The following is a 25399-nucleotide window of genomic DNA, read 5'->3' as shown; positions in this document are numbered from 1 at the left end:
TCATGAGCGACAACGACACCAACGACGACGTTCGTACGGACGGTTCCGGTACAGGCATCGTCGCGCCGGACGACGAGACGCCGACGTGGCGAGAGCGCAAGGAACGAACCGAGGGACTCGCCCGCCTGACCTACGAGTACTTCGAGCGGTCCCGGCGTGAAGATCAGGATCTGCGCCAGCAGTCGGACTACGTCGAGCGCGACGTGCTGGCGTTCCCGGCCTGGCCCCACGAGATGATGCGCAACCTCGCGCTCACCTCCTTCTTCGTGGGGATGATCCTGTTCCTCTCGGCGGCACTCCCCCCCGAGATGCCCCACCCGGCCAACGCCAACCAGACCCCGGCGATCATCCTGCCCGACTGGTATCTCTACTGGTCCTTTGGCCTCCTGAAGATCCAGAGTCTGAATCCGGAGATAAGTCTCCTCGGCGGCCAGAAGCTGATGAGCGACCGGATGTACGGCGTCATCGCGAACGTCGTCGTCGTCGGCATCGTCGCGATCGTCCCCTTCCTCAACAAGGGCTCGGCGCGGCGACCGGTCGAACAGCCGTTCTGGGCGGCCGTCGGGATGGCCGGCGTGGTCTTCAGCCTGACCATCGCGGCGCTGTCGGTCCAGAACCTCATCCCCATGGGGTCGGATCTCCTGCTCGACCTGAGCTTCCTGTTCCCGATCGTCTGCGGAGCGATCACCTACGCCGCGCTCCGGACGATGCGAGAGGGGTACATGTTCAACCTCAACCGTCGTTACTACCGGCTGCGACCGCCGAAGTAACTCGCCGTCGCTCTTTTGTCGCCGTCTCGCCCGATATAAGTAGCTGCCGCTCCTAGAGCCGTCGATGACGGACGAACAGTCGGTCGACGCGGGCACAGACCAGGACCGTGACGTGGTCGTCCCCCTCCGGGTGTACAAGACCGTCACCGTGTTCTCGACGCTGTTTGCGGTCGTCGGCGTCGTCGGTGGCTTCGTGCTCGTCGACCGAGCGACGGAACGAGCGACGCTCCCGGCGTCGGAGATCGACCCGATCGTGGCACTCGCCGGGATCGGACTGATCGTGTTCGGTGCCGTCGTCTACGCCTTCTCGACGCGCTTTCGCACCGAGGAAATGGGAAAGTCTAAAGACGACGCTGCCGAAGATTCAGGTAATGGCTGACGAGTTCATCAAAGGGCTATCTGCCCTCGTGATCGGGGGTCTCGGCTGGATGACGGTCGCCGGCTGGTACAGGACTCCGAGCTTCGAAGGCGCACAGCTGACCGGCGAAGCGCCCCCCGCAGAGGCGCTGACGGTCTACGACCAGGTGGCCCTGTTCATGGGCGACGCGTTCTTCTGGTTCGCCATCATCGGCGCGCTCACGTTCTGGCTCCTGATCCCGCTGGTCGAGGAAGGCCGCCAGGTCTGGGCCGAGCGTAGCAACTGACCGACGGCGTCGTTCTCGCTGCTCCCGCACGTGAGATCGACAGCCGCTTTGCTCTCTTCCGTGCCATCGCAATATGCCGCTGTCCCGTGGGCGACGCCAGAGACATCGTCTGTGCTGTCTGTGATGTATCGAGCGTAGCGCCCCGCTCGTGACGGTGACGGCCGACTGCATCGCGTCGTCGCCGAGCCGGCGAGCGCGCTGCCGGCGTCGAAACGGGAGCTGCCGATCACAGAACAGAAACGTGGCCACGAGTGCGTGTGGCCGATCGGAGACGAAGCGACGACTGTCGGACCCACCACTGATCGGTAGCAATCACGGCCGGCCACACGCCACGTACGGTTGACCGGAAAACGGCGACGGCCCGTCTCATACGGATTATTGTAGCCGTTTTCCCGGTCGACCGCACCACGGTGTGCGGTCAATCCGGTAAAGATCTACAATAATCCGTCTCAGAGGATCGTTCCGAGCGTCCCGGTAAAGAGCATCTGGAAGCCCAGGTACAGAAGCGACAGCGTCCAGAGGCTCAGCGACGCCTTCGGTCGGTCCAGCGGGATGTCACGACGAGCTTCGACCTTCCGGGACTCGAACTCGAAGAGATCGGTGATGAGCAGTCCCGCTACGAACATCGAGAGGACCATTCCCCCGTGGTGGTTGACGGTGAGGTAGTAAAACGAGGCCAGCATCAACAGCACGTTGGTCGCCTCGTGAGGAATAAAGCGGCTGATCGCGTCCGCACCGCCGTCCTCGTACTGTTCGACGTGACGGTTGTGGGCGAGGTATCGCGTCACCATGTTGGCGACGACGAGCGCGAGCAGGACAGGCTCGATAAAACTCTGGAGCGTGTCCAGCTGCCCGAAGATGTTGACGAACGGCTCCATAGAAGCAAATCCGTCCGACGCCCATTAGTGTCTTTCCAATTCTCGGTCCGAGCTACGGGAATCTGGGTCGGCTCGCCGGGAGCACGGCGACCGTGACCGAGCGATCCGTCGTCAGCGTCACCGTCTCGCCGGGTGGGACCGGAGCGACGGATCGATCGTCGGCGAACAGCGTCACGTCGGCCTCGTCCCGCTCGACAGTGAGAGTAATCCGTTCGTCGCCCACGAGCCAGTGGTCGGGGTTGGTCGCGAAGGGTGCGATCGGAGCGATCGCGAGGACGCCGGTCCCGGCGGCGACGACCGGCGTTCCGACCTGCCGTGCGTACCCGGGCGTTCCGGCCGGCGTGGCGACGACGACGCCGTCGGCCCGGAACTGCCCGACGCGGGTCGCCCGTGCGGTGACGGCGAACTCGGAGATCCGGGCGGCCTCCGACGTGACGAGCGTCACGTCCAGCAGGGCGCGGTCGACTCGCTCGCCGTCCAGCTCGACGGCCACCAGCGGGTGGGACTCAGTCGTCCACTCTCCGGCGACGATCGAGTCGGCCGCCTCGACGGCGGCGTCTCCGGGAACCGAGCGGAGTCCACGACCCGCCTCGACGGGAACGACCGGCATCGACGGGTGCTGGCGTGCGACCCCGAGCGTCGCGGGTTCGCCGACGGCGACCACTACGTCGGGGGCGTCTGCGACGACGGCCTCGGCCGTGCCGGTTCGCACCCGCCCCCCTGCGTCTTCGATTGCATCGACGAGATCGTCGTCGATCTCACCGACGACACCGACGACTGGTGCCCCAGAACTCATTGGTAGTGCATCCGAGTGGCCGGCAAAAAAGCTGCTGAACGACCGCGACAGTCAGGCGCTCAGTCGCCGACGGGCGTACTTCACGAGCGTCGGCAGGTCCGAGAGGTGCAACAGCTTGCTGATCGCGCGCTTCTCGCCGGCGTTGACGCGTGCGAGCGTCCCCGCACCGACTTCCTTCAGGTCGGCCATCAGCTGGTCGTAGCGACTGTTGGGGACGAGATAGAGCAGTTCCGTCATCAACAGTCGCTCGCGAGCTCGTGGTGCGACCTCGCTGTGCCAGAGCTTGTCGTAGGTCGCCATCGTCTCGGCGTCGGTGTTTGGCGTCTCGGGCGTGAGGCAGGCGTCGGCGGTGATCGCCGCCATCCGGGCCGACTTCATCCCCTTGTGGATCCCCTCGCCCCACAGCGGATCGATCGTCGGGACGGTGTCGCCGATCGCCATGAACGAGTCCGTACTCATCGAGGACGGCCGCTGGATGTGTGCCGAGCCGCGGTGTTGTTTCGATTCGAGCTTCTCGGCGTCGTCGAACCGGGGATCACGGTCGAGCCAGTAGTCGAGGTAGTCGTCGATGCCCATTCCCTCCTTCGCTCGCTGGCTGTGGGAGTCGTTTTGGATGTAGCAGAGCCCGACCTTCGCCGACCGCCCGCCCGTGTGGAAGATCCACGAGTACCCACCCGGTGCGAGGTCGTGGTCCAGCCGGAGCATCATCGCGTCCCGGAGGTCGGCGTACTCGGGGTGGTTCACGTCGACGTTCTCGAACTCGTACTCGATTCCGATAGCCTGGTGCTCGCGCTTCAGGTCACACACGTCGAGTTTCTTCGCCAGCGGCGCGGCCGGTCCCGTCGCGTCGACGACGATCTCGGCGTAGACCTCCCGATCGCCGTTGTAGCTGACGCCGACGATCTCGCCGTCCTCGGTGATCGGCGCGGTCACCCGCGAGTCGAATCGATACTCTGCGCCCTTCTCGCGGCTGTCGGCGACGAGGAACTGCTTGAACTCGGCGAACTCGAGCACCGCGCCGGCCTGATCCTGGACGTAGTAGTCGTTGGGCGATTCGAGGACGACGCTGTCCGTGTACTGCATGACCACGTCGTCGGGGATCGAAAACGACGCCATCATCGAGGGGAAGGTGCCCGCCGTCGACTTGTTGCTTTGACGTGGGAACCCGTCTTCTGGCTCCGTTTCGAGGACGAGAACATCGTAGTTCCGCGCAGCCAGGTCCCGGGCACACTGGGCCCCTGCTGGCCCGGCACCGGCGACGACCACGTCAAAACGCTCACTCATATCCTGTGATACGACGTGCCGGTAATGAGTCTTGCTGAACGTCGTCGCCGCGTCTCTCGAAAGCGTAAAGCCCCCGCCGAGCACAGCACTTCGATAGCGCGGGCGATTTCGTCCGCAGGTGGTCTCAATGCTCAAGACAGGTGCAGGGCGACTCGCCGACAGCGGTCGGCTCCCGACGGCAGTCAGAGCGGTGCTTGGCTACTACGCCGACGTCGGCGTCTTCGACTACGGGAGTCTGTCGCTGAAAGGCGAGATCGACGATCGGACCGAGCGGATGATCGACGACGTGTTCGCGCTCGTCGAGGACGCCCTCGCGGAGGCGTTCGACCGCGACAGCGTCAGCTTCGAGTACGACACGAAGCTCGTGTTGCCCGCACAGCTGACGCTTGGCTACGTCTACCGCCGTGCGCGCCAGCGAGCCGACGAGGACCCCGTGACCGACGAGATCGCCAGCGGCGTCCCCGACGTCGACGAGACGGCGCTCCAGGCCGGCCCCGCACAGGAGCTGTCGCCCCGTGAGATGGTCGTTCGGGCCGAGCAGATGACCCGCCTCTCCATCGAGGCGCTGATCGACGGCGACATGCGCGATGCGATCAACGACGCCGAGTTCGAGGACTTCGCCGTCGACTTCGAGCCCGACGAGATGCGCCGCGTCGCCGAAGTCGCACAGGGCGCGCTCCAGGACCACCTCGACGAGATCCTCGACGGGCTGCCGCCGATCGTCGCCCAGCGCTACCAGTGGGCCGTCGACTACAGCGAGGCCCACCAGGACCGGGACGCCCACTTTCGCGACCTCATGGACGCCGCCGAAGACGGCGACGACGCGGCACTCGCGGACGTTCGCGACGAGTACAAGTTCGCCGCGTTCACCGACGACGACGTCGCCGAACTGTTCTCGGAGGCCGAACGAGAACTTCCGTACATGAAGACTCAGTACGCCCGCGTCGGCGTGCTGTACGACGGTATGCTCGACCTGTACCGACTCGCCGGCCTCGACGTCGAAGACGAGTTCGCCCGTGCTATCGTGCTCGCGATCGTCGGCGCACAGATCTGGCTCGACGACGTGGACGACTACGCCGACGACCGTCGAGAGGGCCAGCTGACGCCGGTCACTGCCGAGTACCTGCTGGCACCCGACGACGAGGCGGCCTACCGCCGGGTCGTCGACATCACCGAACAGTACCTCGATCTGGCCAAGGAGTACGCGACCGCCGTCGACTCGCCGCTGACCGGCGTCGCCGTAGAGTACATCTATCGGTCTGGTGAGCCAGAAGGACTCCCCGGCAAGCCCTGAGCCACGGGATTCGCGTCGTGCGCGAATCCCGCTTTTTCGCCCACGTTTTTCGGGGAGCGGTTGTGAGTAGTACGGGACCAGCGGTCCCGCATACCATGCGAACGGGCCTACGGCCCGTGAGCAGACGGGGCGAACAACCCGACCACGAAAACGGTGGTTGCCAGGACATCTATCGGTCTGGAGAACCCGACGTACTGCCCGGCAAACCCTGAGCACGATCAAGCGACGCTACAGCTTCGCACCGTCGCCCACTGCGATCACGCCTCGCATCCCCTTCTCCCGGTGGGTACTGCAGTCATAGTCGATGTGGGCCTGCCCATCGGCCCGTCGTAGACGTAGGCGTGGGTAAATCCCTGTTTGTCGGTCCGTCGGCTGTCGATCTCGTGATCGGTCTCGGCAACGACGTCGTGTAGACCGCCCTTTCGCGGCGATGGGCGCGAACGCCGACGCCGTCGTCGCCGACCACAGCTTCGACTACGGACTCGGGGACGGCTCGCCGCTGGGTGCGGTGTACGAACGGGGCGGACGCGTCCTGATGCTGGGCATCGACTCCGACACGAACACGTCGCTCCATCTCGCGGAACACCGGGCGAACTTCCCGAAGACGACGGTGACGGCTGAGGTACCGATCGTTTTCGTCGTAGCATCCGGGCGACCGAGCGGTCCGAAGGACCCGGTAGGTCGCCCGGTTCACTCGACCGAACGGAGTGAGGTCGAGCCTTTTTCACCCATGTTTTTGCTCAAGCGGTTCGAGCGCGCTCGGAGAGCGCGACTCGAACCGCTTGAGCAAAAAGATGGTTTAGTAGAACTCTCGAACGAGGTCCATTGCACCGTCGGGTGCGCCGTCGGGGATCTCGCTCATGTTCTGGTCGAATCCTTCGCGCTCGTCGAAGGGCACGGAGTCGTCGTCGCGGTAGAGCACGCCCATGTACTCCTTGTCGCCGTCGAGGATCTTGTCTTTGGCCTGATCGGCGTCGGTCTCGTCGTGGTCGGTCTCCTCCAAGTCCTGGATCGAGTCGCGGAAGTAGTCGTAGGTGTCGACGTCGTTGAACGTCACACACGGCGAGTAGACGTTGACGAAGCCGAAGCCGTCGTGTTCGATCGCTTCCTGGACCAGCTGGGCGTGGCGCTGGGAGTTCGAAGAGAACGACTGAGCGATGAACGTCGCGCCCGCCGAGAGCGCGAGGGCCTTGGGATTGACCGGCGGCTGGTTCGGACCGTCCGGCGAGGTCGAGGTCTCGAAGTCCTCGCGCGAGGTCGGCGAGGCCTGGCCCTTGGTCAGCCCGTAGATACGGTTGTCCATGACCACGTAGGTCATGTCGACGTTCCGGCGGACGGCGTGGATGAAGTGGCCGGCACCGATGGAGTAGCCGTCGCCGTCGCCGCCAGCGACCATCACTTCGAGGTCGGGGTTGGCGAGCTTGACGCCGATACCGACCGGGAGCGCGCGTCCGTGGACGCCGTGGAGCGCGTAGCTGTGCATGTACGTTCCGATCTTGCCTGAACAACCGATGCCGGCCACGACGAAGGTGTTGTCGGGGTCGTTGCCCGTTTCGGCCAGCGCCTTCATCATGCCGTTCATGGTCCCGAAGTCACCGCAGCCGGGACACCAGGTCGGTTGCTTGTCGGACTTGAAGTCGGTAAAGCGAATGTCTGAGCTCATGCTGACACCTCTGTCTCCTCGGCGACTGCGTCTTTGATCTCTTCGGCCAGTTCGTCGGCCTTGAAGCGGACGCCGTCGTACTTGTTGACGCGGTCGACGCGTTCGAGCACGTCGTGTTCGATCACGTCGGCGAACTGCCCGGTGGCGTTACACTCGACGACGATCGTCTGCTCTGCGGCCTCGATCTCCTCGCTGAGGTCGGGTCGCGGGAAGATGTAGGGCACCGAGATGAAGCGCACGTCGAGGCCCTCGTCGGCGAGCATCTCCAGTCCTTCGCGCATCGCCCCCTCGTTCGAGCCCCACGAGACGACCAGCGTGTCGGCGTCGGGATCGCCGAACTCGCGGTAGTCCCAGTCTTCCTGTTCGCGGGCGGTCTCGACCTTGCGTTCGCGCTTCTCGACCTGCTCCTCGCGGACCTCGGTGTCTTCGGTCCGGCGACCGAGCGCGTCGTGTTCGAGGCCGGTCGTCATGTGTGCGCCGCCGCTCGTTCCGGGGAACGCCCGTGGCGAGACGCCGTCGGCGCTGGGGAAGTGTGGCTGGAACTGATCTTTCTCGTTTTGCCAGCCGTCGATGTCGTCCTCGTCGACGACCTTCCCGCGCTCGATCTCGACCTCGTCCATGTCGAAGGTCTCGGGTGCGAACGTCTGTTCGGTCACTGCCAGCGCGAGGTCGGACACGAGGAAGACCGGCGTCTGGTACTTCTCGGCGAGGTTGAACGCCTCGACGGTCTTCCAGAAGCACTCCGAGATGTTCGTCGGCGTGACGACGAACCGCGGAATCTCGCCGTGGCCGCCGTACAGCGCCATGTTGAGGTCGCCCTGTTCTTGCTTGGTCGGCATCCCCGTAGAGGGGCCAGAGCGCATCACGTCACAGATCACCAGCGGCGTCTCGGTGGTCGCGACGAGCCCGAAGGTCTCGGTCATCAGGTCGATCCCGGGGCCGGACGTGGCCGTCATCGCACGCGCGCCGGCACGGGCAGCGCCAAGCGCCATGTTGATCGCGGCGAGTTCGTCCTCGGCCTGGACGACCTTGCCACCGAACTGGTCGACGCGGCCGGTCATGTACTCCATCACGTCCGTCGCGGGCGTGATCGGGTAGCCGGAGTAGAACCGACAGCCGGCGGCGATCGCGCCCATGCCGATGGCCTCGTCGCCGTTGAGCAGGACGTAGTCGTTGTCCGTCGTCTCCAGCGAGTAGCCAAAGTCGTGGTCGTACTCCGCCTGGACGAACTCCTGGCCGGCGCGGGCGGCCTTCTTGTTGTTCTCGACGATCGCCTCGCCCTTGTCGCCGAAGCGCTTCTCCAGGGACTCGTCTAAGTTCTCGATGGGGAAGCCGGTCACTTCACAGGCGGCACCGAGCGCGACGACGTTGGCCATGATCGCGCCGCCGGCCTCCTCGGCGAGTCGCTTGAGCGGCACTTCGAGACCGATCATCTCGTCGGGGATCTCGACGTTCTGCATCGTCGTCCGCTCCCCGTCGTAGATGATGACCGAGCCCTCGTGGAGCTCGTTCATGTTCTCGTCGATGGTACGTTCTGTCAGTGCGATGAGTACGTCCAGTCTGTCGACGACACTCTCGACGCGGTCGACAGCCGTCCGGACCTTGTAGGCCGTGTACCCACCGCGGATACGCGACGCGAAGTCCTTGGACGTGAAGACGTGTCGACCTGCCCGTGAGAGTGCCTGGGCGAAGATTTTCCCGGTAGAGTCGATTCCATCGCCGGCTTCGCCGCCGATGGCCCAGTTGAGGTCTTCGGGCATTCTAGCCTCGGGTACCCGTCGCCAAAGGAAAAACCTTCTGTAAACCGTCGACTATCGGGTGGAGCGATTCTGCAATCGTAGCGTCGGGGATATATACACGATTCCGAGTCACAATTTTCGTCACACGTTGCGTCGCCGGGATCGAAACCGGCTTGCCGCCGATCCACCAAGCGACTCCATGGACGACACCGACTGTCGCGTCGCGGCCGTCCGAGCGGTCGGCCCCGACACGGTGGCGATCGACATCGAGACGCCAGCGGACTTCTCGGCTCGACCGGGACAGTTCGTCAAGCTCACCTTCGAAGTCGACGGCGAGACCGAACCGCGATTCTACACGATCTCCTCGCCCGAGGTGACCGAGACGTTCGAGATCACGGTCGGGATCGATCCCGACGGAACGGTCGGACCGCTGCTTGGCGAGCTGACGGCCGGCGACACCGTTACCGTGGCCGGTCCCTTCGGCAGCGACTACTACGAGGACGAGTCACGAGCGGTCGTGCTGGCCGGCGGTCCCGGTGTCGGCCCCGCCGTCGGAATCGCCGAGCGTGCGCTGTCCGAGGGTAACGACGCGGCGATCGTCTACCGGGACGACGAGCCGGTCCACGAGGAGCGACTGGCGGCGCTCGACGACGCCGGTGCCTTCGTGCGACTCCTGGACGCCGACGAGGACCTGATCGACGCCACCGCCGCGGCGCTCGAAGACGGTGGCCAGCTGTTCGTCTACGGGTTCGCCGACTTCATCGACGCGGCGACGGCCGCCGTCGAGGATGCCGGCGGGACGACTGACGACGCCAAGATCGAGAACTTCGGGTAGCTGGGACTCCCAGGGTGTTCCGCTGGGAGTCTCGGACCGACAGCGTCGTCGGCTGGCACTGCTGGGCGTCCGTCTGTGTCGCCTGTCTCCCACCGGGATCGCGGCCTCTCGTAACAATCACAGTACAACTGCGGTGTCGGAACCGTCGTCGCCGGGCGATTCCGGAGACAAAAAGTATTTTACCGATAGTGTGCCAAAGGATATCATGCGTGAGGCAAGTCGGACGACGCGCCAGCGCATCGCCGACCGACTCCGGGCCGAGGCGCTCGCCGCGGGCGCGATCGCTCGAGAGTTCGAAATACGGACCAGCGACGCGCTCGATCACGTCGAACACATCGCTCGCTCGCTGGAGTCGACAGACGAGCAGTTGCTCGTCGCACCGCCGGCCTGCGAAGAGTGTGGATTCGACGACTTCGACGACCTGACCAACCGACCCAGCAGGTGCCCCGAGTGCAAGAGCGAGGCGATCTCCGAGCCCGCCTATCGCATCGAGTGACCGGTTCCCGACAGCTTCAGTTCCCCGAGAAGCCGATCCGACTCCCCGAGGACAGGTCACCGTCGTCGGCCGGCCCCAGTCCGCCGAACTCGCAGCCGTCTTCGGTGAGGTAGACGCCGCCGTCCGCGACGGTCACGTCGACCTCGCTGAGTGTCGCGCCCTCACAGGGACCGAAGTTACAGTATCCGGTGTCGGTCTCGAAGGTCGCGCCGTGTTTCTCACAGACGAGTTCGGCTCCCCGTAGCGTCGCCCCCGAACCCTTGTCGAGACGCACGTCTCGCCAGTGTGGGCAGTAGTTCTCGAAGGCGACGATGCCGTCGGACAGTCGCATTGACATCCTCCCCGCGCTAAAGCGCGAGGATTCCCGACCGCCGTTGGGATATTGTGGTTTACGACGTGATCTGTTCTTGAGGTGCGAACGCACCAGTTTCCTTGTCAAACAAGAACGTCGATGGCTGTGCCAACCAGCCGTTACTCCTATCCTCTCCGTGAGGATTCGGAGATACTTTCTGCCGGATGTTCTCAGCACCGTTCACATCCGCGTTCGCCACCGTCTCACACTCATCACAGACGTACAACCCACGCTCCACGCGGTTCGCCTTCCGCTTCCGACCACAACACGAACACGACTTCGACGTGTCCCGCTCAGACACTTGCTTGACCGTGATGCCGTCCATCTCGGCTTTGTACGCAAGCATCGAAGTGAAGCGGTCGAACGCCCACGAATGCAGGTCGAGATTGCCGTGTTTCCCCCAGTTTTTCGACTCGTCGGTCTCCTCGTCCTCGCGGATGCCGGAGAGGTCGCCAACCACGATCGTACCAACACCTTCGTCCACACATCGCTGAACGATGTGTTTCGAGAGCGTGTGGAAGTAGTGAGTGCGACGAGCCGAGTTCTTCTGGTTCAACCGCGTAGCTTGCTCGGAGTTAGAATCGTCACATTGGGCGAGTCGCTTGCTGAAGTAGTAGTCGTCCTGCTTCAAGCAGTTGAGCGGGTACAGTTCGCTGTGACCGTCTTGGTAGGCGAGTGCGGCGAAGTTGTTGATGCCGAGGTCAACACCCACGGTCTTCTCACCGGGTGCTTCAGAAACCTCGATCTCGACTTTGCAGACGAAGTGGAGTTCCCACTCGTCGCCGGTCCAGACAGCCCGAACCTGTTGCACGGTCTCGACGGTGGAGAGGTCAACGTCGGGACGAGTCTGGTATTCGCAGAGGATGAAATCCGACCAGTATGCTTTGAGGTTCGAGCCTTTGCTGAGGCGGACTCGCTCGTAGTTGGTGTCGAGTTTGAAGCCGGCGGCTTTGAACGTGACCGTGCTTCGGGGGTGGTCGTCGCCGTGTTTGCGGTACTTCGGCGGGTTGGCTCTCGTGTCTCCATTGCGTCGTTTGCCGTACCAGCCGTTGAACGCTTCAGCGAGTTCTTGAAGGACTCGCTGACTTGACTGAGAATGCAGGTCATCGTAGCGTTCGTGCGACTTCAGGTAGGTGGTGAGTTCGTTGTGACTGGGAATGTGGCCGATTTCAGACCACACTCGGTCGCAGACCCACCGTCCGACGTTCCAGAGTTTCGAGGCTGCGAACCCGAGCGAATCAAGGTCGTCAGACACCCGCTGCTGGTTCCTAATGGAAGCAGTGTAGGTGCGGGTAACGACCTGTTTCGCCATACGTAACCTATGTAGTCAGAGTTACTTGAGAGTATGGATTGGAGCGTGGAATATCCAGCCGAGCAATCGAACGGTGGATTGCGTAGGAGTTGTCGGCTTCATCCCCGCCCTGAAGGTCGGGGCTTTCTCCTCGTAGCCCCGTAAGATCCCCTCTCTCCGTTCGCTCCCGTCGACGATGGTGAACAGCACGGTGCCGTCGTCGGGAACGGCCTCGGTATCGACGATACGTCGGTCGGCGTCCATGCTCGCCTCTCCGTTCGGGACAGCTCCGTTTCAACGCCCCGATTCTGTACGGGCCTCTCCCAGCGACTGAAAACGGGGATCTCCGTTTATATAACGGTGGGTCGAACTACGCCTATGTTCGTCCGAAGCTTCGTTCTCGGGGGTACGATCGCTTCAGCCGTCGCGTTGCACTCGTCGCTCGAAACGGTCCTGATGGATACGATTCTGGGCGTCGCCATCGCGATCGCAGTGTTCGTCCTCTACTACGCGTTCGTGTTGCGCCCAGCGCGGGACGGCCGCGGCCCGGATCCCTGACCTGTTGGCCCCATCGCACTCGCCCTTCGGTTCTCTTCGCGACCGGCTCGCTCTGCCGCTGTAACGTCCGTACGACGGGACACCTAGAGGTACGCGGCGTCCCAGCGCGTGGGCTTGCGGACGTTGCCGCAGTTGTCACACTCGATCCGTCCCATCGCGTCCATCGCGTTCGCGAGCGTGCTACAGTTCACACAGTAGTAGCCGTACAGATCGCTGTCCGCCTGGTCTCGGTACACCAGGTGGAAGGCGTCGACAGAGCCCTTCTCGGTCGCGTCGTGGTCGACGAACACGGTGGTACCGTCGGTCTCGATGGGCTCGCGACCGCTCGGGCTGGTCTCGACATAGCGCTGCTCGACGTAGGTTCGCCCGTCGATCTCGACGGTCTCCTCGCCGGCAGGCTCGAAGCCCTTCGAACGGTAGAACGCGTTTCCGTCGGCGTTGTCCGAGAGCACGCGTCCGTGGATCCGTTCGGCACCGAGCGATTCGAGTTCTGTCCTCGTCGCCTCGAACAGCTCCGAAGCGATGCCGTGACCTCGGTAAGCCGGATCGACGTGCAACCAGAGGAGCGTTCCGATCTCTGCGCCGGCCAGCGTACTTTCCGAGAAGCCGACGACCTGCTCGTCTTCGACGGCGACCAGCAACACGCGGCCGTCGTCGGACAGCGTCTCGTCGAGTCGGTCCTCGCCGTACCACTCCTCGATCGCGCTCGTGATCGCGTGCGGTCCGAGCGAGTACGACGCCTGTAACGACCGTCGGGCAACGTCGCGGATCGCGGGCTTGTCTGGGGACGCCGCTCTTCTGATCGACATACGTCCTCGTTCGGGCCCCGGCGGCATAAAAATTCAGACGAGCAACACTACTTCCGGGGAGTCGTGTGTTCTGGCCCGGCATTCTCCGTACAGTTCCCTAGAACTCCTAGAGGTGTGGGGCCGTGCTTTACTACTTTATTCTCTCCCGGAGAAACGCTTATTACTGTCCGAATGCCTGCCTTCTGTTGTTGGAGGTGTACGATACGGCAACAAAAGATCGAACGGTGACAGAAACCCATCGGCTCTGATCTGGCATTCATGCTCCAGAGCGTACTTCTCAGTGACAGGTTCCGACTGCATCCAATACGTCGCTCAACCACGACCGCGGTCGAATCTGTCGCCCCTGTCTCTTTTCGTTTCGCGACGTGCTGACTGTGTGACAACCAACGATGAATATGGCGACGCCTCGACGACCACGATCGAGACACGCGTTCGTCTCTCTGTTCGGCTCGACTAACCCCGAGAGCGTCGCTGTGGTGCTTCTGTGGCCTGACTGTGGGTGTATTCGGGATCGTTTCGAGTCGTTGGAGGTGTCGTAACGCTAAAGAGTCGAACGGACCTTTTTGTACGTAAGATGAATAACGAACTGCGACGACGGAGGTGCTTCTGTGGGCGTCGAAATCCGTGAATCACCGGTTTCGGACGCCGAGTTCGAGGCGATGCGGGACTTCGTCCACGACTATCTCGCCGCGAGCGTCGAGAACGAAGAGGAAGGCGGCCGAATGCGGTGGTACCCGTGGCACTCCGCGGAGTATCGCTTCAACCACATCCTGAACGTCGTCGATCTCGCCGTCGAGATCGCACGCGAGGAAGGGGCGAACGTCGACGTGACCCGCGTGGCCGCGCTGTTTCACGACATCGCGAAGCTGGAGGCCGAACAGGACGTCCACGCGGAGGTCGGCGCGACGATCGCCCGCGAGTACCTGCTGAGCCACGGCGACTATCCCGATTCGTTCGTCGAGCAGGTGTGTAGCGCCGTCCGAGACCACTCCTACCAGGACGATCTGACCGACCTCCCGCTGGAGACCCAGTGTCTCATCGAGGCCGACGTACTCGACAAGGTCGGTGCCAACGGGACGGCGTTGATGCTCCTGCGGATGGGCTACGAGTCGCGTTCGCACATGGACGCCGCCGAGATGGTCGGCCGCGTGATCGAACGCGGCGAGGACGCTCGCCAGCGCATCGAGAGCGAGACCGCGGAAGCGATCGTCCACCGCCGTCTCAAACGGGCCAAGTGGTTCCAGGAGTGGCTGGAGATGGAAGTCGCCGAGATGGACGACGACTCGCTCGTCGGCGACGTGGCGACCGGCGTCGGCAGCGACGACTAGAGCCGGCCCACGGCTTCGACGAGAAAAAGGCCACCGAAGCCCGCAAGCACGAGCGCCGAGAGCCACGCCACCGCCGGTGCGAGGCGTTCGACACGCTCTCGGGCCCCAACGAGCGCCGCGGGAAAGCTCGTGATCCACAGTACGATGCCCGCGAACAGCCCGACCAGCAGGACGGGATGACCGGTCTGGACGACGACCCGCTCTGCCAGCGACGGACCGACGACGGGAAGCGGTGCCAGCACGTCCAGTCGGCCCGGCTCCAGCAGTCCGACGCCGACGGTCAGCCAGAACACCACCTGATAGGGGTTCGTCAGCGCCAGCAGGAACGCCTTCCAGAACCCGTTTCCGTCCCCCGGATCGTCGCCGACGAACGTCTGTGCGTCGTCGACCGCACCCACTGCGAAGTACAGCATCAACAGGCCGCCGACCGCGAGCATCGCCGTCTCCACGTCGGGGTTGTCGCGCACGACCGTCACCAGACCGACGATCGCGAGGCCCAGAAAGGCCAGATCGGCGATCATCGCACCGAGGCCGGCTCGGAAGCCGGCGTGCCACCCCCGGAGGACGCTCTCCTCGGCGATCACGGCGTTCATCGGTCCCGGCGGGGCCGCCAGCGCGAGTCCGAACACGACGCCGCCAAGCAGTGTCACGAACAGTTCCACGGGGGGCGTTGGTCGCTGTCCGGTGTAATCCTGTCGTTCGCGACCGTCGGCACTGCTGGACGGCTGAAAACGGGAGAGAGTGAGAGAGCAGTTACAGCTTGCCGGCCTTCTGCAGCTTCATCAGGTCCTCGGTGTCGAGGGTCTCGCCTTCCTTGAACTTCTGGTAGATCTCTTCGGCCTCCTCGCGGGCGGCCTCCTGCTTTTCCTCGCGAGCCGAGCGTTCCTCGGCTTCCTCTTTCTTGTCCAGTTCGCGCAGGCGCTTCTGGACGCGCACGAAGTCCTCGTGGTGCTGGTCGGCCGCTTCCTGGGCCTCCACGAACTTCTCGTGCATCTCGTCGGCCTCGTCACGGATGTCGTCGGCCTCGCGATAGGCCTCGATCATCTCGTTGTGGTGCTTCTGGGCCTCGTCGGCGAGCTCGGTCACCTTCTGGTGGTGCTGGCTGGCCTCCGAGCGGACCTCCTCGGCTTCCTCTTTGAGGCCGTCGAGGTCCTCGGTCTGGTCGAGCTTCTCTTTCTTGCTGGCGAGCTTGTCGCGCTTCTCCTCGATTTTCTCGATGAGTTCGCGCTCGTCCTCGCTGGAGAGGACTTCCGTCTGCTGTTTGAATTCGAGATCCTCGATCTCGGATTCGAGCTCCTCGATGGACTTGCCCTCGTCGAGCTCCATCTCGTTTTTGAGATCCTCGACCTTGTCGAACAGCTCGTTGGCCTCGGCGTTGAGCTCGTTGCGGCTCTCTTTGTGTTCCTGAACCTGCTCGTTGAGCTCGTCGCGCTTCTCGCGGTGTTCCTGGGCCTCGTCGACCTTCTCACGCGTCTTGGCGTTGAGGTCGTCCCGGTCGGACGCGCGCTCGGACGCCATCTGGTTGAGTTCGTTTCGTCGGTCTCGAAGCTGTCCCGCGAGCTTGATGAGCTCGCCTTTGGACTTGTTTTCGAGATCGTCTTCTGTGAGTTCTACGTTCTTCGATTGATCTATCGAATCTACCATTGTTGTTAATCCTCGATGCCATGTCCGCCACGACGCTGGGCAGTCGACTCCCTAACGATGATGGGCTGTCTCCGATAAGCAGGGTTCCCTGTCATGCTGGGCGTAACGCGATACTGCCTGAACGTCGAAGACGTTCTGGTAGCTACACATTCGGGGGGATGTGGTTTAAATATTCCGATGCACCAACTACCGTGGTTGCCGGTCACACGGCCCAGAACGGTGGTTGTGAGATATTCACACGGAACGCAGTTATCTTAAAGCGTGTACCGGTTCCGTGCGACCACGTCGTCGATCGCGACCGCGAGGGTCACGTCCGAGCCGGCCGGCGGCGCGATCGTCGTCACCGTCTGGCGACCGTAGGCCTCGATCTCGACTTCGGTCTGTTCTCTCTCACCGTCTACGTCCCACTCGACCGTCGCGAGACCGCCGGTCGGCCGGTCGTGGACCAGTACTACCTCGCTGTCGCCCGGCGTCGGGTCGGCCAGCAGGACCTGTGTCGGTTCGTAGGCGCTCTGGAGTCGCTCGAAGGCGGCTTTCGGTGTCCCGTCCTCGGCGAGGACGCCCATGCCGGCCCCGTCGGCGTCGCGGAGCGTGTCGACGGCGAGTACGTCGGCGTCGCGTCGGCGGAGCGTCTCGGCGACGGTCCCGACGACGCTGGCCTGGGTCGCCTGGGAGTCGTCGACACCGCCGTCGACGCGGGCCGCGTGACGTTCCCCCTCGAAGTCGGTTGCTTCGTCGCCGTCCGCGAGGGCCCCGGCACCGAACGCCGCGACCACGGTACCGAGCCCGTAGCGATCACAGAGCCACTCGGCGTCGCGGGCCTCGCCGAACGTCCAGCCGGGATACATCGTCGCCGCGTCGGGATCGACGCCCGCCGGCCCGACGACGGGGAACGTCGGGACCTCGGTGATGCCGTCGGCCACCTGCTCAGCGGGCGCACCGTCGTAGTCGGCACGCCACGCCCGCCAGCGGAACCGAACTCGGTCGAGCAGTCCCGAGCCCAGCCCGTCGGCGTAGTCTGCGACCGGCCCGTCGTGGACGCTGACCGCTGCGAGGCTCGGGTGTCGACGGCGCGACCACACGAGCCGCTCCAGCAGACTCGCGGCACGGTCGGCGTCGAATTCGCCGGGTCCGGTCAGCGGGAGGTCTTGCCAGACGAGCACGCCCTGCTCGTCACAGGCCTCGTACACCGCGGGCGAGAGCGCGTGGGCGTGGGCTCGAACGAGGTTCGCGTTCGCGTCGACCGCCCGCCGAACGTCTTCGACCGTCCCGTCGACGAGAGTGACGCCCCGCGCCGGGACGCGCTGTCCGTTGACGAGCAGTCCCGACTCGTCGTACGACACCGACCGCAGTCCAGTCTCGACCGTCCGCTCGTCGTCGGCCAGCTTCGCCCGGACGGCGTAGCGCGGCTGGCTCCCCACGTCGTGGGGCCACCACAGCGAGGGGTCCCGTACGTCGATCTCGTGGTCGACCGTGGCTCGGCCGGCGTCGGTGTCGACCCGCGCTCTGTTCATCATTCCCCCGCCCCGAACCTCGCCGGTCGGTCGCAAGGAGAGTGTCAGCCGATCGTCGAGCGGTTCGTCGGTGACGACCGTCGCCTCGACCGCGACCGAGGCCGCCTCCCCGTCGACGCGGGGCGCGACGTTCAACTCGGCGACGTACGGGTCCGGGTGGGTCTCGATGCGTGCGTCCCACCAGATACCCGGTACGGACGAGGCGGTCGGAACGCGGTCGGTGTCGTAGATTCCGCCGAACCGATCGTCGGGACGGCGACACTCGACGACCAGTTCGTTGTCCTCGGTGACGGGCAAGGGCACTCGGAGTGGCTCGAAGTACGCGTCGTGTTCCGCGATCAGTTCACCGTCGAGCCACACGCGCGCGTGAGCGTACACGCCCTCGAGAACGAGGACGGCGTGTGCTTCCGTCGGATCTCGCGGGTCCTCGAACGTCGCCCGGTAGGCCACGGCCTCGGCGTCGACGAACTCGGTCGGTCGCCCAGGCACGTCGATCGGCTGCCAGGTCTCGGCTGACGGCGGATCTCCCCCCGGATCGACCGCCCCAGCGCTCCACTCCAGCGACATGCATCATCGGGCGTTCCCCGTGGGCATATCCTTTACCCTCGACCACCACTTTCACTTTCACTCCGGGGTTTCCGGACCTTGACGTGGGTGTCGGCCGAACGATCGACCATGATCGAGGAACTCACGACTGGTTCGGCCACCTGTGAGGCACCGGAATGCGACCGAGCGCTGCCGGAGGAACCCGCTATCGTCTTCGAGACGGCCGCCGGTCGCCAGTCGGCCTACGAGTGTGCCTGTGGTGCGGTGACGATCACCGTCTCCCGGCCCGAGTCGACTCGCTGAAGTGCGGGCGGCGGCAGGCGTCCGTATGGACGAAGTCGTTCACGCACACGGCCACGAGCACGTCAGCGCCGAACACGAGAGTACGCTGGAAGTGACCAGCGACGACTTCCTCACGCCCGCCGGGGACTGTATCCTCGGTATCGAGGCCGATCGAGTCCCGTCCGAGTTCGACCCCGACTTCGTCGCGGCCTGCCAGGACGGCGACGCGACGATCACGATGACGATCGAAGCCGGCGGGGACACCGACACCGTCACCGGCAGCGGCCACCCCGACCTGACCTTCGAGAGCGACCGGAGCCACGTCTGTCGGACCAGCGACTACGTCGACGACCGGACCGTGATGGTCGAGGCCGACGCCGCGGCGACCGACCTCGATCGGGGGCTCGTCGCTGCGCTCGCGGACGGTGCCGACGCGACGATCACGTTCGCCGTCGAGACGCCCTGACCGAGCTGGAGAGCTTTTCTCGCGGCTGGCCCGAGACACGCCTACGAGTGCCCGATCCCGAGCCGACCAGGAACAGCAGCGGCGGGCCGGCGACTGGCGAAGTCGTCGATCCGAACGAAACAGTCGAGTGACGTGGCGACGAACTGTCCGCCTCAGACCTCGATCGCGTCGTCGATCCGAGCGAACTGGTCGTCGGACAGTTCGACCTCGACCGCGCCGAGGTTCTCGTCGAGCTGGTCGATCGTGCGTGCGCCGACGATCGGGACGCAGGTGAACCGCTCGTGGTCCATCAGCCAGCGCAGCGAAACCTGTGCCGGGGTCGCGTCGGCCTCGTCGGCGACGGCCTGAACCTCGTCGAGCACGTCCCAGGCCTGTTCTGTCAAGTACCAGTCCTCGAAGTGGTCGTCGATGTCGCCGCGGGAACCGTCCGGGGCCTCGATCTCGCCGTCGCCGACGCGCTCGTACTTGCCGGTGAGGAAGCCGCCGTGGAGCGGCGAGTACGGGCAGACCGCGAGGTCCTGATCGGCACACACGTCGAGGTACTCCGCCACCGGTTCGCGGTAGGTCGCAGAGTACTGGGGCTGGGTGACGGTGAAGGCCTCGTAGTTGTTCACGTCGGCCTCCCACAGCGCCTTCGTGAGCTTCCAGGCGTCACACGTCGAGATGCCGACGTAGTGGACTTTCCCCTGGCTGACGAGGTCGTCGAGCGCGCGCAGCGTGCGCTCTGGGGGCGTCCCGTCGTCGAAGCGGTGACAGTAGAGGATGTCGAGGTAGTCGGTGCCCAGCCGGTCGAGCGAGCCCTCGACCTCCGCTTTGACGTTCTTCTTCGAGAGGTTCTCCTGGAACCGAGAGACCTGCGACCAGTAGCACTTCGAGGCGACGACGAAGTCCTCCCGGTCCCGGTCTTCGAGCCACTCGCCGATCCAGGTCTCGCTGCGGCCCTGCCCGTAGCCGTTGGCGGTGTCGATGAAGTTCCCGCCCTGCGCTGCGAAGGCGTCGAGCAGCTCGTGGGCGTCCTCGCGATCGGTCTCGACGACGCCGCTGTCCTCGTGTTCCAGCCCGAACCGCCACGTCCCGAGACAGATCGGTGATACCTGCAACCCAGTCGAACCGAGTCGTGTGTACTCCATGTGTTGTGAACGATTTTCCACTCACATAAAAATCGTGGTCTGGCAGATCTGCGCAGGACGGACGACGGCCCTGGCTTCCGGCGGGTGACGGTCGCCGTCGCTGGTACTACCAGCTGTGTGTCTGTGACGAACGGCCAAGCCGGAACATACTGCTCGGGGCCTGCGCTCTCTCCTGTCGGGACCCGTCAGGAACCCAGGTGACTCCGCTGTTCGACCTCGGCGGCGACGTGGATGCCGTCGTCGAACTCTCGGCCCGCGACCGCGCGGGCGAACTCCTCGTGGTCGACGATCTCGATCGTGCGCGTGTAGACAGTGTAGTCCCAGGACTCGAAGCGCCCGCCGGCCGGGCCGAGCGTCTTCGACTGTGGCACGCGCAGGTGGTCCGGTGGCTGTGGGTGTGGGCCCTTGAGCTCGACACCCTTCCGTTCGGCCTGTTCTTTGATCTCGTCGACGACGCTGTCCAGACGCCGTCGATCTCCGCTCTCCAGTGTAAGTTTCGTCACGAAGGGCATCTCTGGTGTTTGTGTCGGCGAGCGTGCTCAAAAGGGCTCGCTTTCGGACCGGGCTATAGTAGCCATTGCAAGTCAATGCACACCCGATCGCACGACAGCAGTGCGATCGGTGTGTCAATCGTTTCAATTGTTACTTAGATCTCCGACAGCGACTCGTAGTCGGCCCAGCACTCACAGTCGAGGTCGTCGATCGAAGTCACTTCGTCGGGGAGGTCCGAGAGCGGCATCCAGTCGCTCTCCTGTTTCTCGCAGTCGTCGTCGTGAACCGAGAAGTCGTCGGCCGACATGTACGGCATACGTTTTTGCATACGAAACCACGATCAAAACAGTGTCGCATCACGGTCGGAATCGTCCGCACGAAGGCGTGGTGAGGGCCACCAGTCCGGTATGGCGACGGTGCGCACGGCCGGCCACAGGTGTACCCAGTTCCGACGTGGTGGGACGGTCGCGCCCGCCACGGATGCGGGTCTGCCCGTCGTCGCTCCGATATCCTCATAAGTAGGGCCGGTCTAAGCGTATCTAATGATCGAGGCCACGAGCGCGGGAGCCATCCTCTTTCGCGACACGCGTGGCCGGCGGGAGTACCTGCTGCTCAAGAGCAGACCCGGTGACTGGGAGTTCCCCAAGGGCGGGGTCGAAGGCGACGAGGAGCTACAACAGACCGCCATCCGCGAAGTGAAAGAGGAAGCCGGAATCGGCGATTTCCGGCTGTTAGATGGCTTTCGCGAAGACTACGACTACGTCTTCGAGGCGAACGGCAACACCATCCACAAGACGGTGCATCTGTTCGTCGCGAAGTCCTACGAAGCATCGGCAGAACTGTCCAACGAACACCGCGACCTGCAGTGGCGCGACTACGAGCAGGCGATCAACACCGTCACGCAGGACGGCCCTCGTGAGATCCTCGAACAGGCTCACGAGTTCCTCGACGAGAAGCTCGAAGAGTGAAGACGGCTTGTCGCCGTCCTCCCAGACCAGAGATCGTCTGGACACTCTGACGATCCCCGTCCAGAGTGATCTGTGACTAGACGCCCGCGCTCGTGTCGCCGACGTACTGCGCGTCGCCGAAGCCCAGCAACGGCCAGAAGATGAAGCTGAGGAAGAACAGCCCGAGTCCGTAGCCGGGCCCCTTCCCGAAGTTCTTTGCCACGTCGATCATCACGACGGCTGCAATCAGGAAATTGACGAACGGAATAAAGAACAGGATCAGCCACCAGGTCTCTTTGTCGGCGACCTCCAGCAGGTAGAATATGTTGAGGATCGGGATGATCGCTCCCCAGCCAGGTTGCCCGGCTTTCTCGAAGGCCTTCCACATACCAGCAAGCGGGACCAGTGAAAGGACGAGGAAGAACAGGAAGAAGAGAATACCGAGGATTCCCCCGATCAGACCGCCACCACCGTTGCTCTGTAATAGGACTGCCGTGTCACTCGCTACCGTTGCAGGAATTGTTGGAATCATACAATCGGAGTGTTTCCGGCTCGTATATAAATATACGTGAATGTGTAATCGGTGTCAAATGGGGGGATACATCGCTCACGAACGGATCGTCGTGACCAGACGGGGACGCTCATGAGACGAGCGTTTCATGTCGACGAGCGTTCGATGGGGATTGTGGCCGACTCCGAGTTCGCCTTCGAACTGCGCGTCTGCCAGTGGGCCGAACGAGCGTGGCCGCCAGACGGCGACCGCGACAACCCCGTTCTCGTCGCTCGGCAACTGGGGACGAAGCGACGCCGCTGGGACACGATCGTCGTCGAGTGCGATCGCGCCGGACTCCGTCGGCGGGCCGCCTTCGGCCGCCAGCGACTCGATTCGGACCTCCGTCACGTCCTCGGACACGCGCCCGCCGAGTGGGCGTACTACCGGGACGCGCTGCCCCATCCCGGCTATCCCTGGCGGTACGTCCGCGAGGCGATTCACACGGCCGCCGACCGCGGCGTTCTGGACCGTCGCAAGCGGGGCAACCGGATCGAGATTCGACGGAAGTACGCCTATCCCGACTGGATCGAGCGGATCGTCGCCATCGAGAACAAGCCCGATCTGGACGCGAGTGCTGCCAGCAGGCTCGCGCCCCAGATCGAACGCGACGTGGCGCTGGGGCTGGCCGACGAGGTGTGGGTCGCGACCGAGCGGACCGACGAGCGAGTCGAGCCGATCCTGCTGGAGGATCTCCCCGCGGCGGCCGGCGTCCTGACGGTCGATCCGTCGACGGTCGAGGCCGACGTGGCGTGGTACCCCCAGTCTCTCGCGGTCTCGGAGCCGGGCACGCGAATCGAGGAGCGACCCGACGACGACCTGAGCGCCGCGCGCTTCGAGTACGTCGACCCCGAGTGGAAAGTCGAGAAGCGGCGTTCGATCGCGGAACGCGCCTACGAACGGGGCTGGCGGGCCTACGCGGACTCACTGCGACCAGACTGTCGGCACTTCCAGCTCCGGACGGAGGGCGACAGCGTCGTCCCGTACTGTGAAGCGAAGGACCGAGTGCCGACGCCGTCGACGTGTCGAGCGGCCTGCCGGGACTGTGAGCCCGAACCGCCCACCTGGCGGACCGGTGGGTGGCCCATCGACGGCGGACCCGGCGCGGGAATCAGACGCTTGCTCGACGAGCAGCGACGGCGGCACCGGCCCGGCCTCGACGACGACACTGCGTGAATTATACGGATTATCGTCGATCTTCACCGGATCGACCGCGACGGTATGCGGTCGACCGGAAAAACGGCGACGAGAATCCGTATCAATCGTCGAGCTGTGCCACGTCGATCTGGTCGCGTCCGACGGCCAGCCGGAAGGTCGGCACGGTCTTCTGGACGGTCTCGACGATCCCCTTGTCCGCGAGCGACCGCAGCGCGGATCGAACGTCGTCCACTTCGGGGTCGTGGCCCGCCTCGCGCAAGTCGTGGAGGACCGAGACGACGCTCTGGCTCTCCTCGTCGGGGCCGGCCAGACAGTCGATCACCGCCTGCTGTAACTCGGTGACCGTCACCTGCTGGCCGTCTGCCGGGTCGCCGCCGACGACCTCGACGGCCTCCGGCGTGGCACAGATGAGGCTGCTCTCGTCGCGGTAGTAGTACTCCTTGAGCTCGTTTTCGAGGTACTGGTGGACCTCGCTCCCGCTGTCCATCCCCCACCGATCCTGTAGATCCGCGTTCTTCGTGGGCTGGAGCTCGACGATGTCGGCGAGTCGGTCGCGAGCCTCCTCGGAAAGTGCCATCGGTAGCCTGTACGACCACCACCATACTTGGTGGTTCTGGACTCTCGCCAGTCGTCGGCTGGGCGTCGCAGTGGCGGGTCCCACCGAACGACGTGGCAGACGTGTGCCGTGACCCGTCGCCGGTCTCGGAGAGGGAAGCGTTTTATCGGTCGGTCGGTGATCAACGAGACGATGCCGACGATCGAGTGCGACGAGACGAAGGCTCGCGAACGCCTCGAAGCGGCGGGCGTGACCGTCGAGGCGGGCAACACCGACCACGAGGAGTGGCGGGCGAGCTACGGCGGTGGGACGGCGGTCGCCTACGACGGGAAAGTCGTCGTCCAGGGCGGTGACACGGCCCAGCTGGAGGGGCTCCTTCGCGAACACGGCGGGCGGGTCCACGCGTACTTCGACGGGGCCTCGCGCGGGAATCCCGGCCCCGCCGCGGTCGGCTGGGTGCTCGTGACCGACGACGGAATCGTCGCTGACGGGGGCGAGCGGATCGGCACCGCGACGAACAACCAGGCCGAGTACCGGGCGCTACTTCGCGTGCTCGAAGTCGCACGCGATCACGGATTCGACGAGATCCGTCTCCGCGGCGACTCCGAGCTGATCGTCAAGCAGGTCCGCGGGGAGTGGAACACGAACGATCCCGAACTCCGAGAGCACCGCGTCGACGCCCGCGAGCGACTGCTGGCCTTCGACGAGTGGTCGATCGAACACGTACCGAGAGAGATTAACGCACGCGCAGACGAACTGGCCAACGAGGCACTCGACGATGCCTGAACACGACGATTCGACGACGGATTCGGCGCTGCCGACGGACGTGATCGACGAGGCCGAGCGACTCACCCGACTGGCCAGGGACGCCGTCGACGACGCGGAAGCGCGGGCCTACCGCGACGAGCGCGACGAACTGCTCGCCGAGTACGAGTACACCGCTCGGGTCCGCGAAGACGACGCCCGGGACGTGCTCGTCTGTCACCCGCGCGAGTGGGTCTCCGACGGACAGATCCACCCGGACCGGATCGACGACGTCGACCGTGGGATCGAACGGCCGCTGTCTGGCCCCGGCGAGGGGAGCGACTGGGCAGTGGTGGCCGAACACAACGACGAACTCGTCGCAGCGGTCGCCGACGCCGACGGCGAGGTCCACGCAGCGAACGCCCGCGCGCTGGCAGACTTCGCGAGCAACCACTACGCGAAACCGATCGAGGACCTCACGCGGGCAGAGCTCGTCGAGTTTCGCGACGACTACTTCGAGCGCAACGTCTGGCCCGACGACCGACAGGCGTCGCTGTTGGACGAGTCACTTCGTCGCACCTTCGAAAAAATGGACGTGCCGTACCCACTCGGCAGCGATCACCCCGAGTGACT

30 protein-coding genes and 2 pseudogenes are annotated in these 25399 nt (G+C 64.5%); 15 read left to right on the top strand and 17 right to left on the bottom strand.

The window, feature by feature from the left end:
* The first annotated feature begins 2 nt into the window (after positions 1-2).
* The 3 genes from AC5FRZ_RS12465 to AC5FRZ_RS12455 all read left to right on the top strand — a co-directional run bounded on the left by AC5FRZ_RS12465 (position 3) and on the right by AC5FRZ_RS12455 (position 1414).
* A complete protein-coding gene (locus tag AC5FRZ_RS12465) occupies positions 3-770 on the top strand; it encodes a cytochrome bc complex cytochrome b subunit (protein ID WP_493564731.1) in 768 nt (255 codons plus the stop codon).
* A 64-nt stretch (positions 771-834) separates the two neighbouring features.
* Positions 835-1149 (top strand): DUF7315 family membrane protein, encoded by a 315-nt coding sequence (locus tag AC5FRZ_RS12460; RefSeq protein ID WP_153554092.1) that lies wholly within the window; start codon positions 835-837, stop codon positions 1147-1149.
* Positions 1142-1414 (top strand): DUF7314 family protein, encoded by a 273-nt coding sequence (locus AC5FRZ_RS12455; protein ID WP_170095073.1) that lies wholly within the window; start codon positions 1142-1144, stop codon positions 1412-1414. Before AC5FRZ_RS12460 ends, AC5FRZ_RS12455 begins: the two co-directional genes overlap by 8 nt.
* 449 nt (positions 1415-1863) lie before the next feature.
* Here the strand turns inward: AC5FRZ_RS12455 and AC5FRZ_RS12450 are convergent, their stop codons facing one another.
* From AC5FRZ_RS12450 to AC5FRZ_RS12440, 3 genes are read right to left on the bottom strand one after another with little or no spacing between them, the layout of a single operon-like run.
* Positions 1864-2292: a DUF7313 family protein gene (locus AC5FRZ_RS12450; protein WP_170095072.1), complete on the bottom strand. Its 429-nt coding sequence runs from the start codon at positions 2290-2292 to the stop codon at positions 1864-1866.
* A 52-nt stretch (positions 2293-2344) separates the two neighbouring features.
* Positions 2345-3088: an NAD(+)/NADH kinase gene (locus tag AC5FRZ_RS12445; RefSeq protein WP_493564730.1), complete on the bottom strand. Its 744-nt coding sequence runs from the start codon at positions 3086-3088 to the stop codon at positions 2345-2347.
* 51 nt (positions 3089-3139) lie between these two features.
* Positions 3140-4372, bottom strand: a complete 1233-nt coding sequence (locus tag AC5FRZ_RS12440; protein WP_153554088.1) for a digeranylgeranylglycerophospholipid reductase — start codon at positions 4370-4372, stop codon at positions 3140-3142.
* Positions 4373-4499: 127 nt separating this feature from the next.
* Here AC5FRZ_RS12440 and AC5FRZ_RS12435 point away from each other — a divergent pair, with 127 nt between their 5' ends.
* Entirely contained in the window at positions 4500-5666 is a 1167-nt protein-coding gene (locus tag AC5FRZ_RS12435; RefSeq protein ID WP_493564729.1) for a hypothetical protein, read from the top strand.
* Between the two features lie 349 nt (positions 5667-6015).
* Positions 6016-6285: pseudogene (locus tag AC5FRZ_RS12430) on the top strand (AAC(3) family N-acetyltransferase); the annotation flags it as partial.
* 180 nt (positions 6286-6465) lie between these two features.
* Here AC5FRZ_RS12430 and AC5FRZ_RS12425 read toward each other — a convergent pair.
* On the bottom strand, positions 6466-7329 hold the full coding sequence (locus AC5FRZ_RS12425; protein ID WP_170095068.1) for a 2-oxoacid:ferredoxin oxidoreductase subunit beta: 864 nt from the start codon (positions 7327-7329) through the stop codon (positions 6466-6468).
* Complete coding sequence (locus tag AC5FRZ_RS12420; protein ID WP_372480474.1) at positions 7326-9089, bottom strand: 2-oxoacid:acceptor oxidoreductase subunit alpha; 1764 nt, start codon at positions 9087-9089, stop codon at positions 7326-7328. The genes AC5FRZ_RS12425 and AC5FRZ_RS12420 overlap by 4 nt, the downstream gene beginning before the upstream one ends.
* A 178-nt stretch (positions 9090-9267) precedes the next feature.
* Between AC5FRZ_RS12420 and AC5FRZ_RS12415 the strand changes: the two genes are divergently transcribed.
* Together AC5FRZ_RS12415 and AC5FRZ_RS12410 are read left to right on the top strand one after the other, a co-directional pair.
* Positions 9268-9903, top strand: a complete 636-nt coding sequence (locus AC5FRZ_RS12415; protein ID WP_493564728.1) for an FAD-dependent oxidoreductase — start codon at positions 9268-9270, stop codon at positions 9901-9903.
* A 205-nt stretch (positions 9904-10108) separates the two neighbouring features.
* Complete coding sequence (locus AC5FRZ_RS12410) at positions 10109-10399, top strand: transcriptional regulator (protein WP_015764032.1); 291 nt, start codon at positions 10109-10111, stop codon at positions 10397-10399.
* 16 nt (positions 10400-10415) lie between these two features.
* Here the strand turns inward: AC5FRZ_RS12410 and AC5FRZ_RS12405 are convergent.
* The 3 genes and pseudogenes from AC5FRZ_RS12405 to AC5FRZ_RS12395 all read right to left on the bottom strand — a co-directional run.
* Positions 10416-10730: pseudogene (locus tag AC5FRZ_RS12405) on the bottom strand (Rieske (2Fe-2S) protein); the annotation flags it as partial.
* A 58-nt stretch (positions 10731-10788) separates the two neighbouring features.
* Entirely contained in the window at positions 10789-12063 is a 1275-nt protein-coding gene (locus AC5FRZ_RS12400; RefSeq protein ID WP_493564727.1) for an RNA-guided endonuclease InsQ/TnpB family protein, read from the bottom strand.
* A gap of 21 nt (positions 12064-12084) precedes the next feature.
* Positions 12085-12306: a hypothetical protein gene (locus tag AC5FRZ_RS12395; RefSeq protein WP_493564726.1), complete on the bottom strand. Its 222-nt coding sequence runs from the start codon at positions 12304-12306 to the stop codon at positions 12085-12087.
* A 114-nt stretch (positions 12307-12420) separates the two neighbouring features.
* Between AC5FRZ_RS12395 and AC5FRZ_RS12390 the strand changes: the two genes are divergently transcribed.
* Positions 12421-12600 (top strand): hypothetical protein, encoded by a 180-nt coding sequence (locus tag AC5FRZ_RS12390; protein WP_170095064.1) that lies wholly within the window; start codon positions 12421-12423, stop codon positions 12598-12600.
* An 83-nt stretch (positions 12601-12683) separates the two neighbouring features.
* On the opposite strand, the gene AC5FRZ_RS12385 is transcribed toward AC5FRZ_RS12390, so the two are convergent.
* The gene (locus tag AC5FRZ_RS12385) at positions 12684-13409 is read right to left on the bottom strand and encodes a GNAT family N-acetyltransferase (protein ID WP_170095063.1); all 726 of its coding nucleotides are present in this window, start codon (positions 13407-13409) and stop codon (positions 12684-12686) included.
* A 608-nt stretch (positions 13410-14017) separates the two neighbouring features.
* Here AC5FRZ_RS12385 and AC5FRZ_RS12380 point away from each other — a divergent pair.
* Positions 14018-14737: an HD domain-containing protein gene (locus tag AC5FRZ_RS12380; protein ID WP_153554007.1), complete on the top strand. Its 720-nt coding sequence runs from the start codon at positions 14018-14020 to the stop codon at positions 14735-14737.
* Here the strand turns inward: AC5FRZ_RS12380 and AC5FRZ_RS12375 are convergent.
* The 3 genes from AC5FRZ_RS12375 to AC5FRZ_RS12365 form a co-directional block, all read right to left on the bottom strand.
* Positions 14734-15399, bottom strand: coding sequence for a LysE family translocator (locus AC5FRZ_RS12375; protein WP_170095062.1), 666 nt, complete (start codon positions 15397-15399; stop codon positions 14734-14736). The genes AC5FRZ_RS12380 and AC5FRZ_RS12375 overlap by 4 nt on opposite strands.
* 91 nt (positions 15400-15490) lie before the next feature.
* Positions 15491-16381, bottom strand: a complete 891-nt coding sequence (locus AC5FRZ_RS12370; protein ID WP_153554008.1) for a coiled-coil protein — start codon at positions 16379-16381, stop codon at positions 15491-15493.
* A gap of 254 nt (positions 16382-16635) precedes the next feature.
* The gene (locus tag AC5FRZ_RS12365) at positions 16636-18462 is read right to left on the bottom strand and encodes a glycoside hydrolase family 2 protein (RefSeq protein ID WP_493564725.1); all 1827 of its coding nucleotides are present in this window, start codon (positions 18460-18462) and stop codon (positions 16636-16638) included.
* Positions 18463-18570: 108 nt separating this feature from the next.
* Between AC5FRZ_RS12365 and AC5FRZ_RS12360 the strand changes: the two genes are divergently transcribed.
* Both AC5FRZ_RS12360 and AC5FRZ_RS12355 read left to right on the top strand, forming a co-directional pair.
* Positions 18571-18744, top strand: coding sequence for a hypothetical protein (locus tag AC5FRZ_RS12360; protein WP_170095060.1), 174 nt, complete (start codon positions 18571-18573; stop codon positions 18742-18744).
* Positions 18745-18769: 25 nt separating this feature from the next.
* The gene (locus AC5FRZ_RS12355) at positions 18770-19189 is read left to right on the top strand and encodes a DUF371 domain-containing protein (protein WP_208626697.1); all 420 of its coding nucleotides are present in this window, start codon (positions 18770-18772) and stop codon (positions 19187-19189) included.
* A 152-nt stretch (positions 19190-19341) separates the two neighbouring features.
* On the opposite strand, the gene AC5FRZ_RS12350 is transcribed toward AC5FRZ_RS12355, so the two are convergent.
* The 3 genes from AC5FRZ_RS12350 to AC5FRZ_RS12340 form a co-directional block, all read right to left on the bottom strand.
* The gene (locus tag AC5FRZ_RS12350) at positions 19342-20319 is read right to left on the bottom strand and encodes an aldo/keto reductase (RefSeq protein WP_493564724.1); all 978 of its coding nucleotides are present in this window, start codon (positions 20317-20319) and stop codon (positions 19342-19344) included.
* 185 nt (positions 20320-20504) lie between these two features.
* On the bottom strand, positions 20505-20831 hold the full coding sequence (locus AC5FRZ_RS12345; RefSeq protein WP_153554012.1) for an uS10/mL48 family ribosomal protein: 327 nt from the start codon (positions 20829-20831) through the stop codon (positions 20505-20507).
* Positions 20832-20965: 134 nt separating this feature from the next.
* On the bottom strand, positions 20966-21127 hold the full coding sequence (locus AC5FRZ_RS12340; protein ID WP_164731970.1) for a hypothetical protein: 162 nt from the start codon (positions 21125-21127) through the stop codon (positions 20966-20968).
* Between the two features lie 226 nt (positions 21128-21353).
* Between AC5FRZ_RS12340 and AC5FRZ_RS12335 the strand changes: the two genes are divergently transcribed.
* Positions 21354-21779 carry a bis(5'-nucleosyl)-tetraphosphatase gene (locus AC5FRZ_RS12335; protein ID WP_493564723.1) on the top strand — a complete coding sequence of 142 codons (426 nt, stop codon included), beginning with the start codon at positions 21354-21356 and terminating at the stop codon, positions 21777-21779.
* Positions 21780-21855: 76 nt separating this feature from the next.
* Here AC5FRZ_RS12335 and AC5FRZ_RS12330 read toward each other — a convergent pair whose 3' ends face one another.
* Complete coding sequence (locus AC5FRZ_RS12330) at positions 21856-22290, bottom strand: DUF5684 domain-containing protein (protein WP_493564722.1); 435 nt, start codon at positions 22288-22290, stop codon at positions 21856-21858.
* Between the two features lie 144 nt (positions 22291-22434).
* On the opposite strand from AC5FRZ_RS12330, the gene AC5FRZ_RS12325 reads away from it, so the two are divergent.
* Positions 22435-23484 carry a DUF5787 family protein gene (locus tag AC5FRZ_RS12325; RefSeq protein ID WP_493564721.1) on the top strand — a complete coding sequence of 350 codons (1050 nt, stop codon included), beginning with the start codon at positions 22435-22437 and terminating at the stop codon, positions 23482-23484.
* Positions 23485-23566: 82 nt separating this feature from the next.
* Here AC5FRZ_RS12325 and AC5FRZ_RS12320 read toward each other — a convergent pair whose 3' ends face one another.
* Positions 23567-24043 (bottom strand): DUF5797 family protein, encoded by a 477-nt coding sequence (locus AC5FRZ_RS12320; protein WP_153554016.1) that lies wholly within the window; start codon positions 24041-24043, stop codon positions 23567-23569.
* 171 nt (positions 24044-24214) lie between these two features.
* Between AC5FRZ_RS12320 and rnhA the strand changes: the two genes are divergently transcribed.
* Both rnhA and AC5FRZ_RS12310 read left to right on the top strand, forming a co-directional pair.
* Positions 24215-24808: a ribonuclease HI gene (gene rnhA, locus AC5FRZ_RS12315; RefSeq protein ID WP_170095055.1), complete on the top strand. Its 594-nt coding sequence runs from the start codon at positions 24215-24217 to the stop codon at positions 24806-24808.
* Entirely contained in the window at positions 24801-25397 is a 597-nt protein-coding gene (locus AC5FRZ_RS12310) for a DUF7108 domain-containing protein (protein WP_153554018.1), read from the top strand. The genes rnhA and AC5FRZ_RS12310 overlap by 8 nt, the downstream gene beginning before the upstream one ends.
* Positions 25398-25399: the final 2 nt, after the last annotated feature.

This window comes from Halomicrobium sp. HArcht1-1 (assembly GCF_058933285.1).
The sequence above is the reverse complement of the archived record's forward strand: the minus strand, read 5'-3'. Positions and strand labels throughout refer to the sequence as shown.